Here is a 16,155-nt window from a genome sequence, read left to right on the forward strand (position 1 = left end):
CCTGCCCCCTTCCTTGATGAAAAAAGGCCGCATGATGCGGCCTTTTTGTTGGGTGTCGACGCCTCAGAGCCGGTTGCCCGCCTGGATGGTGCGGCGGATCTTGTTGCTGAGCAGCGGCACTATGTTGTCGGCCAATGCCTGGAAGCGGCCGAGATCCGGTTTGCAGCCCGGATCCAGATAGCCTTCGCTGCGCAGGGTGTGGATCAGGGTGCTGAACAGCTTCTGGTCGAAGAACTCGGGGGCGTTGATGCCGTGCAGGGTGCCGAGGCGTTCCGCCATCATCAGGCCGTCCGCTTCCAGCTGCTCCGCCTCGATGTGGGGCTGGGCCAGCATGCGGGTCAGCACGATGGCGTAGCGCTGCAGGGTCTCCTGGATGCTTTCGGCCAAGAGCAGCAGGCGCATCTGGTTGCCGGGGTTGACCCAGTAGCCGCCGTCGCGTGCCTCGACCAGTTGCTGGCGCAACAGCTCGGCCAGCAGGGCATCGATCAGCTCCGGCAGCTCGTCCTCTTCATAGCGCAGGAAGAGTTCGGTCTTGAGCAGGGGGTAGATGTCGACACAGCGGGCGACGATCTCGCTGCGGGAGATCCCCTCGCAGCGCTCGATCAGGGCCGCCACCAGGGAGGGCATGGCGAACAGGTGCAGTATGTTGTTGCGGTAGTAGGTGAGCAGGATCGCCTGATAGCGGTCCAGGCTGATGATCTGGCCCAGCTTGTCCTCGCTCACCTCGAACTTGTTGAGCTCCATGGCCTGCTCCAGCAGGGTCCTGGCGTCCTCGTCCGGCATGGTGCTGTGCGGGCTGTAGGGCACCTGCTTGAGCAGGTCCAGATAGGTGTTGAGCTGGGCCTGGAGTTCGTCCCGGGTCAGGGCGTGGCGCTCGGCGGCCAGCAGGGCCAGGGCACTCAGGGTCAAGCCGTTGACGGCGGCGGCATCGTTGATGCGGGTCATCAGCAGCTCGGCCAACTGGTTGACGGTGGAGGCCATCCACTCGGGACGTTCCTCCCGGCCGATGCTCTCCTTCCAGGTGGGCACATGTTCGCCGAGGTAGCTGTTGAGGGTCAGCGGCTCGCCGAAATTGACGAAGCCACGGCCATAGTTGCGCAGCTTGCGCAGGATGCCGAGCACCTGCAGGAAGCTCTCCTTCTCCTTGCGGCTCCCCTTGAGTTCGTTGTGATAGGTGTTCACCTCCATCACGTGCTCGTAGCCGAGGTAGACGGGGACCAGGGTCACCGGCCTGTCCAGTCCGCGCATCATGGCCTGCAGGGTCATGGCCAGCATGCCGGTCTTGGGGGGCAGCAGGCGACCCGTACGCGAACGCCCACCCTCGGTGAAGAACTCCACCGAGTAGCCCTTGGCGAACAGCAGGTTGAGGTACTCCCGGAATACCGTGCTGTAGAGCGGATTGCCCTTGAAGGTGCGGCGGATGAAGAAGGCGCCGCCGTGGCGGAAGATGGGGCCCGCCGGCCAGAAGTTGAGGTTGATGCCCGCCGCGATGTGGGGTGGCACCATGCCCTGGTGGTAGATGACGTAGGAGAGCAGCAGGTAATCCATGTGGCTGCGATGGCAGGGGACGTAGACGATCTCGTGCCCTTCCTGGGCCAGCTGACGCACCTGCTCTGCTCCGTTGACCGAGAGGCCGCGATAGAGCTTGTTCCACAGCCAGCCGAGGAAGCTTTCCCCGAGGCGGATCAACCGATAGGAAAAATTGGAGGCGATCTCGTCCATGTAGCCGTGGGCACGCTTTTGCGCCTTCTCCAGGCTGATCCCTTCCCGTCTGGCCTCCTCCTCGATGGCCTGCTGGATCACGCTCGAATCCAGCAGTTGCTTGAACAGCAGGTTGCGGTTCGGCAACTTGGGTCCGGTGGCGGCCAGCTGCTGGCGGCTGAAGTGGGTGCGGGCCACCCGCGCCAGCTTGTGGGCGATGGCCTCGTCGGTGCCGTGCTTGTCCGCCATGTAGCGCAGGGAGAGGGGCGGGGAGAAGCGCACCAGGTTCTCGCGCCCTTTCAGGATCACGATCAGCGCCTTCTTCAGGCGGTTTGGCGCCAGGCTGCTGATGATGTTCCAGCCGGAGGCCTCCTCGCCTTCCCGGCCCGGGGCGCGGCCCCAGAACAGGGTGACGGGTACTACCTGGATGTCCAGAGCCGGATCCTGCTTGTGCAGGTCCAGCAGCTGGTGGAACTCCTGCAGGAAGGGGAGCGGCTTGTTGCGCGTGCCGAATAGGGGAGGCGGACGGTCCAGACAGACGTAGCGTGGCAGCAGCTGACCGTTCAGCTCCAGCGGCGTGAAGGGGCCGGGCAGGCCGAGATCCTCGCAGCACTGTTGCAGGGTCATCAGGTCGGTGATCGAGCTGGTCTTCAGGGCATAGACGATGGGTCTGGCCGGATCCAGCTTGAGCTCGGTGATGGGGTTTTCCGGCAGGCTCTTGTGATTGACCAAGCCGCTGACCGGCCATTGCAGGATGGCTCTGGATATCTTCTGTCCAAGGGACATGTGCGTCTGCTCTCCAAAAAAATGCGGCGTGAGCATAGCAAATCACCGACTGCTTGTCGCCGAGAGGTACGATGAGTCGGCACTTCAGAGCGGGGGGAGGGACAAATGTGCGTCGGGTCGCGACAAATGCCAGTTGCGCCTTGCCTTGGCCCCAGCACTGTATATACTGCCAGTGTGCTGTATAAAAAGACAGGTGCCCATGCTATGAAACCCCTTACCCCTCGCCAGGCTGAAGTACTCGAGCTCATCAAGGCGAACATGAACGAGACCGGCATGCCGCCGACTCGCGCCGAGATTGCCCAGAAGCTTGGCTTCAAGTCGGCCAACGCGGCCGAAGAACATCTGAAGGCCCTGGCCAAAAAAGGGGTCATCGAGATCATGCCGGGTACGTCCCGCGGCATTCGTCTGCTGCTCGAAGAAGAGGACGTGCAGCCTGAAGAAAACGGCCTGCCACTGATTGGCAAGGTGGCGGCCGGGGAACCCATCCTGGCCCAGGAACACATCGAGAGCCACTACCAGGTGGATCCCGCCCTGTTCCACCCGCGGGCAGACTTCCTGCTGCGGGTGCAGGGTATGAGCATGAAGAACATCGGCATCATGGACGGGGACCTGTTGGCGGTACACAAGACCCAGGAGGTACGCAACGGCCAGGTCGTGGTGGCACGTCTGGACGAAGACGTCACCGTCAAGCGCTTCCAGCGCAAGGGCAGCCAGGTATGGCTGCTGCCGGAAAACGAAGAGCTCTCCCCCATCGAGGTGGATCTCGCCAGTCAGCACCTCACCATAGAGGGCCTGGCGGTCGGCGTGATCCGCAACGCTGACTGGATGTAAGCATCCGATGCGATGAAGAGGCCTCCTGCGGGAGGCCTCTTCATTTTCATCTGCCGATGGCATCTCCCTCCCCACCTTTTCGCTTCTCCTTCCTGTGCACATAGTCTCGCCGCACGACATGCATTTCGGATATATCCTTTGATAAGGCCCCTGTCATGGTCGGTGATCAGGGAAGGGGGAGTCGCACCGGGCAGTACGCCATGGCAGGGATGCATGATCGCCGGGTCGGTGCGCATAAGGGAGAGTCGCCTCAGACTGGGGACTCGTACAGTCAGTACGCTGCCGTGGTTGGCTCGTCGTTGGGGACAAAGAGACCCGTCAGCGTGACCTGTTGAGCAAGGAGGACAGGTATGGCTTCAAGCTCGCCGTGGGATCCGGTGCCGGCCGCAGCGCCCGCATCTTCCATCACCCGATTCATCAAGGGCAGTCGGATGACATGGTTCTATGCGCTCTGGGTCTATCACAAGGGAGATGGTTGGACCATCTGGCTTGGGTGCCCCAAAGACAAGATTGTCCGCCTGGTTCGTCTGTTTCGCCGTCATCACGACATCGGATTGCCGGATGAGCCCTGGACTGCCCCCGTCATCCCGCTGCGCGTCCCCCTGAGACGTGCCCAGCCGCAGCACAGGCTGCGGCCCTGATCCCTCTTCCTGTACAGACAAGAGCCCCGCCAGAGCGGGGCTCTTGTTTTGGCGCCGATGCGGCTGATCCATGGCACAGGCGCTTTCCCGCCGGGATGCAAGACTAGCCATCAGCGGGGGCGCGCGGGTTACAATGACCCCTACCGGTTTTGCCCCCTGGGCTTCTAACATAAGCAAGGCTTTGTTTTATATGGTTAAACCACGCTTTTACCTACTGCTGTTGCTGTTCATCGGCGCCATTGCGGCGGCTTATTACTGGAGTCAGCCCGCGGTGCCGGAACAGGCCGATTACTACCCGGCGGGGCGAGACATCAACCCGTTTGCCCTCACGGATGCGGATGCACAGCCCTTTACCCCAGCCAACCTGACGGGACACTGGAGCTTTCTGTTCATCGGCTACACCTACTGCCCGGATGTCTGTCCGACCACGCTGGCGGATCTGCGCAGCGTCTATCCGGCGTTGAAGAAGATAGCCCCCACTAGCCAGGTGGTATTCATCTCGGCGGATCCCCAGCGGGATGACAGCGCCCGCCTGAAGAGCTATACCGCCTTCTTCGAGTCCGAGTTCAAGGCGGCGACCGCACCTCACAGTGCCCTCTTTCCTCTGGTCCGCAATCTGGGGCTGGTCTATTCCATCGTGGAAGGGGATCGCAAGGACTACCTGATCGACCACTCCGCCTCCATCGTGCTGATCAACCCCGAGGGGAAGCTGGTGGCCAACTTCCGACCCAAAGTAGCACCGGGTGAGGTGCCCCACGTGGACATGCAGGCCATGGTGGCCGACTTCGCGCGCATCGTGCGGCTGGCTGGCGAGTGAGCCCGGCGCGCACCATGCTGATTCCCGCCTGGCTGAAGGATCCTCGCCGCCACAGAGCCGTCTTCGCCCTGGCCCTGCCCATGGTGTTCTCCAACGTCACCACGCCCTTGCTGGGGCTGGTGGACACCTGGGTGATCGGTCATCTTGGCCAGGCCTGGTTTCTCGGCGGCGTCTCGGTCGGTGCGACCTTCATCAATCTGCTGTTCTGGTTGCTTGGCTTCCTGCGCATGTCCACCACAGGGCTGACCGCCCAGGCTCAGGGTGCAGCCCATGCCGAAGGGCAGCTCGACACCCTGGCGCGGGCCCTGGGCTTGGCGATCGGACTGGGCATGGCGCTGTTGCTCCTGTTGTTGCCGTTCCTGCCGGCCATCATCGCCCTCGGTGGCGGCTCTTCCGAGGTACAGACCTATGCCGGTCAATATGTGTCGGTGCGGGTCTGGAGTGCCCCGGCGGCCTTGTGCAATCTGGTCATCATGGGGTGGTTGCTGGGCATGCAGGATGCACGCAGTCCCATGCTGCTGCTGATCCTGGGCAATCTCGTCAACATGGTGCTGGATGCCTGGTTCGTGCTGGGATTGGGCTGGCAGGTGAAAGGGGTGGCCGCAGCGTCCCTGCTGGCGGATTACAGCACGCTCGGGGTGGGGTTCTGGCTGGTGAGCCGGCATCTGCGCCGACTTGACCCCGGGGTGTGGCACAACGCCTGGCAGCGCTGGCGCCAGTGGCCGGCCCTGCTGCGGCTGCTCGCCCTGAACCGGGATATTTTCATCCGCTCCCTCTGCCTGCAACTCTGCTTCGTGTTCATGACTCTGCAGGGGGCCAGGCTGGGGGATGTGGCGGTGGCCGCCAATGCGGTGCTGCTCAATTTCCTGATGCTGATTTCCTACGGGCTGGATGGATTTGCCTATGCGGTGGAAGCCATGGTAGGGCGCGCCATCGGGCGGCGTGATAGGCCGCTGCTGCGGGAGGCCATCGTCCTCAATCTGGGCTGGGCGCTGCTGATCGCCCTGGCATTCACCCTCTCGTTTGCCCTGGGGGGCCACTGGCTCATCCGTCACATTACCGACATACCGGCGGTGATCGCCGAGGCGCAACGTCAGCTCCCCTGGCTGGTGGCCATGCCGCTGCTGGCGGTCTGGTGCTTCCTGCTGGACGGGGTCTTTATCGGCGCCACCCGGGCCCGGGAGATGCGCAACAGCATGCTGGTGGCGGTGTTTGCCGGCTTCTTTCCCATCTGGTGGCTCTGCCAGGGATGGGGTGTGGCGGCCCTGTGGGCCGCCATGAGTGCCCTGATGGCAGGTCGTGGCCTGACGCTGGGTTGGCTCTGCTGGCGACTGGAGCGTGATGGACGGCTGCTGGCGGCGCAGGGGACGGCGCAGTCAGTCTGAATTCTGGCCGCCTTGCCAATATCGTCAGCGGTCAGAGCGAGCCTGAATAGTCGAACTGTCGCCAGCTCTCGTAGACGAACACCGCGACGGCGTTGGCCAGATTCATGCTGCGGCTCTGGGGCAGCATGGGAATGCGCAGCCGCTGCTCGAATGGCAGGCTCTCGATGATCTCCATGGGCAGGCCTCGGCTCTCGGGCCCGAACAGCAGGGCGTCACCGGGGGCAAACCGGGCCACCGAGTGGGCGGTGCGTCCCTTGGTGGTGCAGGCAAAGACCCGTTGGGGGGCGACGGCCGCCAGAAACGCCTCATAGTCAGGCCAGCGCTTGACGTCGGCAAACTCGTGATAGTCGAGCCCGGCCCGCTTGACCCGTTTGTCATCCCACTCGAACCCCAGGGGCTCTATCAGGTGCAACCGGTAGCCGGTATTGGCGCAGAGGCGAATGATGTTGCCGGTGTTGGGGGGGATTTCCGGTTGGTAGAGCACGATATCGAGCATGGAAGGATCCTGGGCTGGTGCGAAACGGGCGCCAGCATACCCAGCACCCGTGTCGATGAAAAGGGGGAGGTCAGGGCATGGGCAGGCGGATGGTGATGACCAGTCCGGTCGGCTGATTGCTGCTGGCCCGGATGGTCCCCCCATGACGCTGGATTGCCTCGGCGGCGATGGCAAGGCCGAGACCAGTGCCCCCGGTCTTGGCGTTGCGGGCATCGTCCACCCGAAAGAAGGGCAGGAACAACCGGGGCTGCTGCTCCACCGGCACGCCCGGGCCGTCATCCCGTATGGTCATCACCCATTCCCGTCCCTCCCGGTACCAGTCCACCTTGATGAACTCGCGGGCATACTTGAGGGCGTTGCGCAGGGGATTTTCCAGGGCGCGCGCCAGCAGCTCCGGCCACATGGTGAGGGATTCGGCGGGCAGGGAAGGGAGCCTGAGCTGTTTGCCGTTCTGGTTTGCCTCGAACATGGCATCGTCCAGGATGGGCTCCAGCAGCTCCGCCAGGGGCAGCGTCACCGGCGCCTCCACATGTTGCTGCACCCGCGACAGATCCAGCAGATCCCCTATCAGCTTGTCGAGCCGGGCTATCTCCCCTTCGATGCGCGCCAGCTCGGCGCTGTCCCCCTGCTTGCGGCGGATCAGCGCCTGTGCGAGCTGGATGCGGGTCAGGGGGCTGCGCAACTCGTGGGAGATGTCGGAGAGCAACTGCTTCTGCTTCTGGATCATGTCTTTGAGGGTATCGACCATGCGACTGACATGTTCGGCCAGCTGGCCTATCTCGTCGCGCCGCCCCAGGTTGGGGATCTGTATTTCCAGGTTGCCCTGGGCGAGTTGGGAGACCGACTGCTGCAACTGCAGTATGGGGCGGGTCAGGCGCCAGGCGAGCAACAGACAGAGCGGGGTGCTGACCAGCATGGCGATGCCGAGGATCTGGATGGGGTGATCCAGGATCTGGATGAAGAGGAACAGGTAGGAGTTTTCGACGTTCAGACCGAAATAGACGTGATAGGTCTGACCGTGATGGACCATCTGGAAGGGTCCGGCGATGGCGCGCTGGTGCTCGCTGCCCAGCATGGGCTTGGCCGGGTTGTCCGAGTCGAGCATGAAACGGATCACGAACTTGCTTAGCCGGGTGCTGGACTGCATCTGCCCCTTGGCATCGCGTAGATAGATGTTGTCCACCGGCAAGAGGCCCGCGGCATCGATGGCCTTGGCCAGATCGAAATCCTGCTCGGGATCCGCGCCCCGTTGCAGCGCCGCCAGGTTGTTGTTGAGACGGGTGATCTCGTGGGCCGGCAGCGGGATGATGTTGCGGGGGTCCAGGGTGGGGAGGATTACCACCGCGGCCACGACCAGCAGCAAGATGAACCAGAACCAGAGGAAGATCTGGGTGGACAGGCCGTTGAAGGTGCGGGCCGATTTCATGCCTGCTCCAGCCACAAGTAGCCTCGTCCCCGCACTGTCTTGAAGCGGGGCTGGCCGTCGGCCCGCTCCGGCAGCTTCTTGCGCAGGTTGCTCAGGTGCATGTCGATGGCCCGATCGAAGGGTTCGAGCTTCTTGCCCAGCACCTGCTCGGAGAGCAGGCCCTTGCTGACGATCTGGCCCGGATTGCGCAGCAGGCACTCCAGCAGGCCGAACTCGGTGGCGGTGAGTTCCAGCAACTGATCGTCGCAGCGAGCCTGTTGCAGGCCGGGCTGCAGCACCAGATCCATGAAGCGCACCTCTTCCGAGCTGCCGCCGCGCTGGGGAGCCTGGCTCTGGGTTCGACGCAGGATGGCGCGCACCCGGGCCAGCAGTTCCCTGTCGTCGAACGGCTTGGCGAGATAGTCGTCGGCACCGGCCTCCAGCCCGTTGACCCGATCCTGGCTGTCGCCACGGGCGGTCAGCATCAACACCGGGGTGTCGTGGGTCTTGCGCAGCCGGGTCAGCATCGCGAAACCGTTGAGTCTGGGCATCATGACGTCCAGCAGCACCAGGTCGAATGCCTGTTCTGCCAGTCGCTGCAATCCCTCTTCCCCATCCTCGGCGACGGTGACCTCAAACCCCTCCAGGGTCAGGATTTCGGTGAGCAGCTGGGTCAGTTCGAGATCGTCGTCGACCAGGAGTATTTTGTTCATCTGGGAGTCACTCTGTTGATTTTGCACGCCAAACTGACGTCCGGGTCAGGGTATAATAAGTTTTTACGCGTCGGAGGAAAGCCGGTTTTGAGCCACCAACACTATTCCCGCTGGGTCACCCTGGCCAGCATGGCCGCTGTGACCACCGCCACCCTGCTCATTCTGGGCAAACTGATCGCCTGGCTGATGACGGATTCATCCAGCCTGCTGGCATCCCTGACCGATTCCTTCATGGACATCAGCGCCTCTCTCATCAATCTGCTGGCCATCCGTTATGCGCTGGCCCCTGCCGACGAAGAGCATCGCTTCGGCCACGGCAAGGCGGAGTCCCTGGCGGGTCTGGTGCAGTCGGCCTTCATCTCGGGGTCCGCCCTGCTGCTGGTGATGCACGGCATCTCGTCGATGCTGAATCAGGTGCCCGTGGTGCGCCTGGAGGCGGGGATCTGGGTCAGCGTCGGCTCCATCGTGCTGACCCTGTTGCTGGTTAGCTTCCAGAGCTTTGTCATCCGCAAGACCAACAGTGTGGCCATCAAGGCCGACATGCTGCACTACCGTTCCGACCTGCTGCTCAATGGCGGCGTGCTGGTGGCACTGGTGCTGGCGGGGCAGGGGTGGTACTGGGCCGACGGCCTGTTTGCCATTCTGATCGGTCTGTTCCTGGTGTGGGGGGCTGTCCATATCGGCTACGAATCGGTGCAGGCCCTGCTCGATCGTCAGTTGCCAGAGGAGGAACAAGCGAGAATAATGGCCCTCTGCTGCGCCGTAGAGGGGGTGCATGGCGTACATGACCTGCGTACCCGCCAATCCGGGCCGACCCGTTTCGTGCAGTTGCATCTGGAACTCGATGATCAACTGCCTCTGGTCAGGGCCCATCAGATAGCCGACGAGGCTGAACTGGCCGTCCGCCAGGCCTTCGAGCGGATGGATGTGATCATTCACATGGACCCCATCTCGGTGCTGACAAAAGAACGACAAAGCACTCACCCTGAACAACAGTAGGCTGCAACATGGATGATCTGGTTGCCAGAACCTGGCAAAAAATTCAGCAGGAAGCGCAGAGCATGGCGGCCCAGGAGCCCATGCTGGCCAGCTTCTTTCATTCCACCATTCTCAATCACCGGGATTTGCGCTCGGCGCTGAGCTTCCAGCTCGCCAACAAGCTCGACAGCACCACCATGCCTGCCATCGCCTTGCGGGAAGTGATCGAGCTGGCCCTGCGCAGCGAGCCCGAGCTGCTGGCCGCAGTGGCCGCCGACATCTGCGCGGTGCAGGATCGCGACCCGGCGGTCGACCTCTTCTCCACCCCGCTGCTCTACCTCAAGGGATTCCATGCTCTTCAGGGGTATCGGGTGGCCAACTGGTTGTGGCGTCAGGGACGCCGTGCCCTGGCGCTCTATCTGCAAAACCAGATCTCCGTGGTGTTCGGCGTGGATGTACACCCGGCCGCCCGCATCGGCAAGGGCATCATGTTTGACCATGCCACCGGTATCGTGGTCGGCGAAACCGCCGTCATCGAGAACGACGTCTCCATCCTTCAGAGTGTGACTCTGGGGGGGACCGGCAAGGAGAGTGGCGATCGTCACCCCAAAATCCGGGAAGGGGTGATGATAGGGGCGGGGGCCAAGGTGCTCGGCAACATCGAGGTGGGCGTCGGCGCCAAGATCGGTGCCGGCAGCGTGGTGATCAACCCGGTGCCGCCTCACACCACGGTCGCTGGCGTGCCTGCCAGGATTGTGGGCCGCCCCGAGTGCGACAAACCTTCCCTGGACATGGATCAGTGCCTCTGATCCCCTGACCGAGGCCGTTGTATGGTCAAGCGCTGGTCAGGCTTTCTGATCCTGGGGATGTGGCTGCTCAACCTGCTGCACCTTTATCTGGACTTCTCCCCCTGGCCCGCCGCCATCGCGGCCTGGGCCGCCTCCCTGCTCACCTGGCCCTGGCTGGTGGGGGCCGCACGGCGCCAGGCGCTGGCCCTCTACGGCGCGGCGCTCCTGCTGCTGCTCTTTTCCTGGTGGCGAGGGGCCAGCCTCAGCCCAGGTGACTGGCTCTTGCCGAACATCAACATGCTGACCATGTTTGCCGCAGTGAGCACCCTCAATCTGGCTACCTCCGGCCTCTTGACCGGCACCGCCTCCTGGTCCGGTCGCAAGGGGCTGTGGAGCACCATGGCCAGCCTCAATCTGCTGGGGGCCGTCATCAATCTTTCGGTGCTCTTCATCATCGGCGATCGGCTGGAGCGCAACGGGACGCTGGAGCGGCGTCAGGTCATGGTGCTGAGCCGGATTTTCTGTGCGGCTGCGTTTTGGTCCCCCTTCTTCGTCGCCATGGCGGTGGCCCTCACCTATGCACCGGGTCTGCAACTGGGCAGCATACTGCCTTTTGGCATACTGGCGGCCTTGCTGGCCATGGGGCTGACAGCCTGGCAGGTAGAGCGACTCGGTGTGGAGACCTTTGAAGGTTATCCGCTGCGGCTCCAGACCCTGGGGCTACCGGTGACCCTGGCACTGCTGGTGCTGGTGATCCACCGTTTCTGGCCCGGACTCAGCATTCTGGCGGTGATCGCCCTGGTGGCGCCCTTGCTGGCCTTGCTGTTCATGCCGCAAGCGGGGCGAGGGGCTGCTCTCAAGCGCCAGGTGGTGGAGCGCTTCCCGGCCATCGGTGGCCAGCTGGTGCTGTTTCTGGGGGCCGGCCTGCTGGCGGCTGGCATCAACAGCGCGCTGTCAGTACTGGACTTTGGCAGTGGCCACGGCCTGCCGCTGTTCAACCACTTCGGCTGGCTGGAAGCCTGCCTGACCCTGCTGCTGATCTTCCTGGTGGCCATAGTGGGCGTGCATCCTCTCATCAGCATCTCGGGGGTGGCGCCGCTGCTCTGGCCGCTGGCACCGGATCCCAGCCTGCTTGGCATGTGCTTCCTCATGGGGTGGGGGCTGGCGACCGGGACGAGCCCGCTTTCCGGCTCCAATCTGGCGCTGGCGTCCCGCTACAACCTGAGCGCCGGGCTGCTGCTGCGCTGGAACCTGCTCTACGGCCTGCTGATGTACGCCGTGGCCTGTCTGATGATGGGGGGCTTCATCGCCTTGCATGGCTGATGGCGGCATCGGCAGGAGGGCGGGTTGTGCCACGGCGGACGCCCGGGATCGAGGTTCCTGCTGCCTGCGAGAAAAACCGACGCATATTTAAGCAATACCGGGCCGCAGGGCGCATTTTGCAACGTGCTGGCTTGTTTGTGCCGAGCGCATCAGGGTATGCTGGCTCCACGCGCTTGAATCGCCCTCTGTGGGGCATCGCAATTGAACATACAGGTATGCATATGTCACTAGAAGTCCTTGAGCAACTCGAATCCAAAGTACAATCCGCCGTCGACAACATCTCCTTGCTGAAGATGGAGCTGGACGAGCTGAAAGAGCAGAACAGCAAGCTGCAAGACGAAAACCACCAACTGCGCAACGAGCACGTTGCCTGGCAAGAGCGTCTGCGTGCCCTGCTGGGCAAGATGGACCAGATGGGCGATGCCATCTGATCCCGTCTAGACTGACCGGAATGAAAGCGGGCCGCTCCTTGAGCGGCCCGCTTGTTTTGGTCTGCCGGGCAATCAGAGTGCCAGCAGCTGTTTGACGGTCTTCTCGATGCCGTCCGCCGCTTCCACAATATTGTTGGCCAGCATGTAGGCAGGGGTGGAGATGACCTTGCGCTCCTGATCCACCACGAATTCGCTCACCGGGCAGTCGAGATGACTGCCACCCATGGTTTCGATGGCGTTGGCAGCGTCCTCGTCGTTGCCAATGGTGGCCAGGGTGCCTGCCCCATAGATGAGCGGGATCATGGCCGGTGCGATGCAGATGTAGGCGGCCGGTTTGCCGGCTCTGGCAAAGCTCTGGCAGGCCTTCAGCACATCCGGCTGGATGCGGCACTCTGCGCCCTTGATGGCGAAGTCACACAGGTTCTTGGCGGCGCCGAAGCCGCCCGGCACCAGCAGGGCGTCGAAGTCGGCTGCATCCAGTTCAGCCACATCCCTGATCTGGCCGCGGCAGATGCGGGCCGCCTCGACCAGCACGTTGCGGCTCTCTCCCTCGCTGACCTCGCCGGTCAGGTGATTGATGACATGAAGCTGAGGGACATTGGGGGCGAAGCATTGAACGGATGCTCCCTGACGGGCCAGCGCCAGCAGGCTGATGACGGCCTCGTGGATTTCGGCGCCGTCAAACACGCCACAACCACTCAAGATCACGGCCACTTTTATCATGACAGGCTCCTCGTTGTTGAAAATGTGAGCCAGGGTAGATTGTTGTACTTTTGTATGGTTATCGTTCGACCTCCGCTGGTCAAGTCATCTCCCTGTGCTAGGATTGTTTCGTTTTGGATCCTGCCTCAGTACCCCCCTTGAATTTTTTTCCACATTGATCGAGATCATGATGCATGCGTCATGTTGAGTTTTCATGATCTCAACGTAATGTTTTAAAAGATATTTTTTGTTTTAATCCACAGCTTTGTCACGGCCGTGATGCAATGGTGCCATTTTTGAGCACAGAGTTATCCACAGCAATGTGCCCCACCGGTGCGCCGGGGTGATGGTGGGAGTCCCCTTGGTGTGGTGCGGGCCCTGTGGCATCCTAGCGACTGTTTATTCTTGGCAGGACGATTTTCATGGCCTCTAGCAATCCTCTTATTCTGGTCGACGGCTCTTCATATCTTTACCGCGCCTTCTTTGCCTCGCAGCAGGCCGATCTGCGCACCTCGACCGGCTTGCCTAGCGGCGCCGTCCGTGTCATGGCCAACATGATGCGCAGCCTTCGCAAGCAGTACCCCGACTGCCACGTGGCCGTGGTGTTCGACGCCAAGGGCAAGACCTTCCGTGACGACATCTATCCCGAATACAAGGCAACACGCGCCAGCATGCCGGACGATCTGCGCAGCCAGGTCGCCCCTATCCACCAGATGATCAAGGCAATGGGTTTCCCCTTCCTGATGGTCGAAGGGGTGGAGGCTGACGACGTGATCGGCACCCTGGCCCGTCAGGCGACCGAGAAACAGCTGCCTGTGCTCATCAGCACCGGCGACAAGGACATGGCGCAGCTGGTCTCCGACCATGTCACCCTGATCGACACCATGAAGGATGTGAAGACCGATCGGGAAGGGGTGATCGAGAAGTTCGGCGTACCGCCCGAGCTCATCATCGATTACCTGGCGCTGATGGGGGACAAGGTGGACAACATTCCCGGCATGACAGGTGTCGGCGAGAAGACCGCACTGGCTCTGTTGCAGGGGATAGGCAGCATCGACGAGATCGCCGCCAACCTCGACAAGGTGGCTGCGCTCGGCTTCCGTGGCTCCAAGGCGTTTGCCGACAAGTTCCGCGAGCAGGAAGAGCAGGTGCGCCTTTCCTATGTGCTTGCCACCATCAAGACCGACGTGGTGCTGGAGCAGAGTCTGGAAGAGCTGCAGCTTGGCCCCATCGATAAAGAGGCTCTACTGGCGGTCTATCGCGAGTATGAGCTGCGCAACCTGATCAAAGAGTTGGAGTCCGGCGGCGCTGAGGAGAGTGACGCCGAGGGTGATGATGAAGGTGCCGCCCCGGCAGTCGCCATCAAAACCGACTATCGCTGCATCCTGGATGAGGCCGAATTCGATGAGTGGCTGGCACGGTTGCAGGCGGCGCCGCTGTTTGCCTTCGACACCGAGACCACCAGTCTCGACTATATGGAAGCGCGCGTCGTGGGCGTCTCCTTTGCCATCGAGCCGGGCAAGGCGGCCTACGTGCCCTTCGGCCACGACTATCTGGGGGCGCCGGTACAGCTGACCGAGGCCGTGGTGCTGGGCAAGCTCAAACCGCTGCTGGAAGATCCGACCCGTCTCAAGGTGGGGCAGAACCTCAAGTACGATCGCAACGTGCTGCTCAATCATGGTATCGAGCTGCAGGGCATCGCCTACGACACCATGCTCGAATCCTATGTGCTCAACTCCACCGCCAGCCGCCACGACATGGATTCCCTGGCTCGCAGATATCTGAATGCCGAAACCATCTCGTTCGAAGAGATCGCCGGCAAGGGGGTCAAGCAGCTCACCTTCAATCAGATCGAGCTGGAGCAGGCGGCCCCTTATGCGGCGGAAGATGCCGACATCACCCTGCGTCTGCATCAGACGCTGTGGGGCAAGCTCTCTGCCGAGCCGGGCCTTGCCAAGGTGTTCAGCGAGATCGAACTGCCGCTGCTGCCGGTGCTGGCACGGATGGAGCGACTCGGTACCACCATCGAGCCCAAGTTGCTGCACCAGCAGAGCCAGGAGATCGAAGTGCGTCTGGCAGAGCTGGAGAAACAGGCTCACGAGCTGGCCGGGCAGGAGTTCAACCTCTCCTCGCCCAAGCAGCTTGGGGAAATCCTCTTCACCAAGCTGGGGCTGCCGATCATCAAAAAGACCCCCAAGGGAGCGCCATCCACTGCGGAAGAGGTGCTTGCCGAGCTGGCGGAGACCTATGATCTGCCGCGTCTGCTGATGGAGCACCGTGGGCTGGCCAAGCTCAAGTCCACCTACACCGACAAGCTGCCGCTGATGATCAAGCCGCAGACCGGGCGGGTGCACACCTCCTATCACCAGGCGGTGGCGGCGACCGGTCGACTGTCGTCCACCGACCCCAACCTGCAGAACATTCCGGTGCGCAACGAACAGGGGCGCCGCATTCGGCAGGCCTTCATTCCGTGCGCCGGTTACAAGCTGGTGGCGGCGGATTACTCCCAGATCGAGCTGCGCATCATGGCCCACCTCTCCGGTGACAAGGGGCTGCTGACCGCCTTTGCCGAGGGCAAGGACATCCACAAGGCGACCGCCGCCGAGGTATTCGGCGTCGCGCTCGATGCGGTGACCAGCGACATGCGTCGCAGCGCCAAGGCGATCAACTTTGGTCTCATCTATGGCATGAGTGCCTTCGGTCTGGCCAAGCAGCTGGGGATCGGTCGCGCCGAAGCGCAGAAGTACATGGATCTCTACTTCGAGCGCTACCCGGGTGTGCTGGAGTACATGGAGCGTACCCGCCAGCAGGCGGACGCCCAGGGCTATGTGGAGACTCTGTTTGGCCGTCGCCTCTATCTGCCGGATATCAAGTCTCGCAACGCGGGCCTGCGCAAGGCGGCCGAACGGGCCGCCATCAACGCCCCCATGCAGGGTACGGCTGCCGACATCATCAAGCGGGCCATGATCAACGTGGATGGCTGGATCCGGGGCATTGAAGACCAGTCGATCCGCATGTTGATGCAGGTGCACGATGAACTGGTGTTCGAGATCCGCGAAGAGAAGCTGGAAGAGTACATCGCCCTCATCAAAGAGAAGATGTCGGGTGCGGCCGAACTGGATGTGCCGCTGGTCGTGGAAGCGGGTACTGGTGACAAC

At 62.4% G+C, this 16,155-nt stretch carries 14 protein-coding genes (1 of these 14 only partly in view); 9 read left to right on the top strand and 5 right to left on the bottom strand.

The genetic code is table 11. The features are described 5' to 3' along the window. Positions 1-63 precede the first annotated feature (63 nt). Entirely contained in the window at positions 64-2,487 is a 2,424-nt protein-coding gene (gene plsB / locus I6L32_RS07870) for a glycerol-3-phosphate 1-O-acyltransferase PlsB (RefSeq protein WP_010672443.1), read from the bottom strand. Between the two features lie 204 nt (positions 2,488-2,691). Here plsB and lexA point away from each other — a divergent pair, with 204 nt between their 5' ends. The 4 genes from lexA to dinF all read left to right on the top strand — a co-directional run bounded on the left by lexA (position 2,692) and on the right by dinF (position 6,161). Next, positions 2,692-3,318 (top strand): transcriptional repressor LexA, encoded by a 627-nt coding sequence (gene lexA / locus I6L32_RS07875; protein ID WP_010672444.1) that lies wholly within the window; start codon positions 2,692-2,694, stop codon positions 3,316-3,318. Positions 3,319-3,749: 431 nt separating this feature from the next. Further along, on the top strand, positions 3,750-3,959 hold the full coding sequence (locus tag I6L32_RS07880; protein ID WP_080560358.1) for a hypothetical protein: 210 nt from the start codon (positions 3,750-3,752) through the stop codon (positions 3,957-3,959). A gap of 190 nt (positions 3,960-4,149) precedes the next feature. Continuing rightward, entirely contained in the window at positions 4,150-4,776 is a 627-nt protein-coding gene (locus tag I6L32_RS07885; RefSeq protein WP_216944905.1) for an SCO family protein, read from the top strand. A 14-nt stretch (positions 4,777-4,790) separates the two neighbouring features. Further along, the gene (gene dinF / locus I6L32_RS07890; RefSeq protein WP_216944906.1) at positions 4,791-6,161 is read left to right on the top strand and encodes an MATE family efflux transporter DinF; all 1,371 of its coding nucleotides are present in this window, start codon (positions 4,791-4,793) and stop codon (positions 6,159-6,161) included. A 31-nt stretch (positions 6,162-6,192) separates the two neighbouring features. On the opposite strand, the gene trmL is transcribed toward dinF, so the two are convergent. From trmL to I6L32_RS07905, 3 genes are all read right to left on the bottom strand, one after another. Then, positions 6,193-6,657: a tRNA (uridine(34)/cytosine(34)/5-carboxymethylaminomethyluridine(34)-2'-O)-methyltransferase TrmL gene (gene trmL / locus I6L32_RS07895; RefSeq protein ID WP_216944907.1), complete on the bottom strand. Its 465-nt coding sequence runs from the start codon at positions 6,655-6,657 to the stop codon at positions 6,193-6,195. 70 nt (positions 6,658-6,727) lie between these two features. Further along, positions 6,728-8,083, bottom strand: coding sequence for an ATP-binding protein (locus tag I6L32_RS07900; RefSeq protein ID WP_039041147.1), 1,356 nt, complete (start codon positions 8,081-8,083; stop codon positions 6,728-6,730). After that, positions 8,080-8,775 carry a response regulator gene (locus I6L32_RS07905; RefSeq protein WP_010672450.1) on the bottom strand — a complete coding sequence of 232 codons (696 nt, stop codon included), beginning with the start codon at positions 8,773-8,775 and terminating at the stop codon, positions 8,080-8,082. Before I6L32_RS07905 ends, I6L32_RS07900 begins: the two co-directional genes overlap by 4 nt. 87 nt (positions 8,776-8,862) lie before the next feature. Between I6L32_RS07905 and I6L32_RS07910 the strand changes: the two genes are divergently transcribed. The 4 genes from I6L32_RS07910 to I6L32_RS07925 all read left to right on the top strand — a co-directional run bounded on the left by I6L32_RS07910 (position 8,863) and on the right by I6L32_RS07925 (position 12,295). Continuing rightward, on the top strand, positions 8,863-9,774 hold the full coding sequence (locus tag I6L32_RS07910) for a cation diffusion facilitator family transporter (RefSeq protein ID WP_010672451.1): 912 nt from the start codon (positions 8,863-8,865) through the stop codon (positions 9,772-9,774). An 8-nt stretch (positions 9,775-9,782) separates the two neighbouring features. Next, complete coding sequence (gene cysE / locus I6L32_RS07915) at positions 9,783-10,562, top strand: serine O-acetyltransferase (protein WP_010672452.1); 780 nt, start codon at positions 9,783-9,785, stop codon at positions 10,560-10,562. A 21-nt stretch (positions 10,563-10,583) separates the two neighbouring features. Continuing rightward, positions 10,584-11,864, top strand: a complete 1,281-nt coding sequence (locus I6L32_RS07920) for a hypothetical protein (RefSeq protein ID WP_010672453.1) — start codon at positions 10,584-10,586, stop codon at positions 11,862-11,864. 221 nt (positions 11,865-12,085) lie between these two features. Further along, entirely contained in the window at positions 12,086-12,295 is a 210-nt protein-coding gene (locus I6L32_RS07925; RefSeq protein WP_010672454.1) for a cell division protein ZapB, read from the top strand. 72 nt (positions 12,296-12,367) lie between these two features. Here I6L32_RS07925 and elbB read toward each other — a convergent pair whose 3' ends face one another. Beyond that, entirely contained in the window at positions 12,368-13,018 is a 651-nt protein-coding gene (gene elbB / locus I6L32_RS07930) for an isoprenoid biosynthesis glyoxalase ElbB (RefSeq protein WP_128297265.1), read from the bottom strand. Between the two features lie 401 nt (positions 13,019-13,419). Between elbB and polA the strand changes: the two genes are divergently transcribed. After that, a protein-coding gene (gene polA / locus I6L32_RS07935) for a DNA polymerase I (protein WP_216944908.1) crosses the window boundary here: on the top strand, positions 13,420-16,155 show its 5' portion. 18 nt of this gene lie beyond the right edge of the window; only the first 2,736 of its 2,754 coding nucleotides appear in the window; it begins with the start codon at positions 13,420-13,422; its stop codon lies beyond the right edge, outside the window.

Source organism: Aeromonas sp. FDAARGOS 1402 (genome assembly GCF_019046925.1).
Lineage (GTDB): Bacteria > Pseudomonadota > Gammaproteobacteria > Enterobacterales > Aeromonadaceae > Aeromonas > Aeromonas caviae.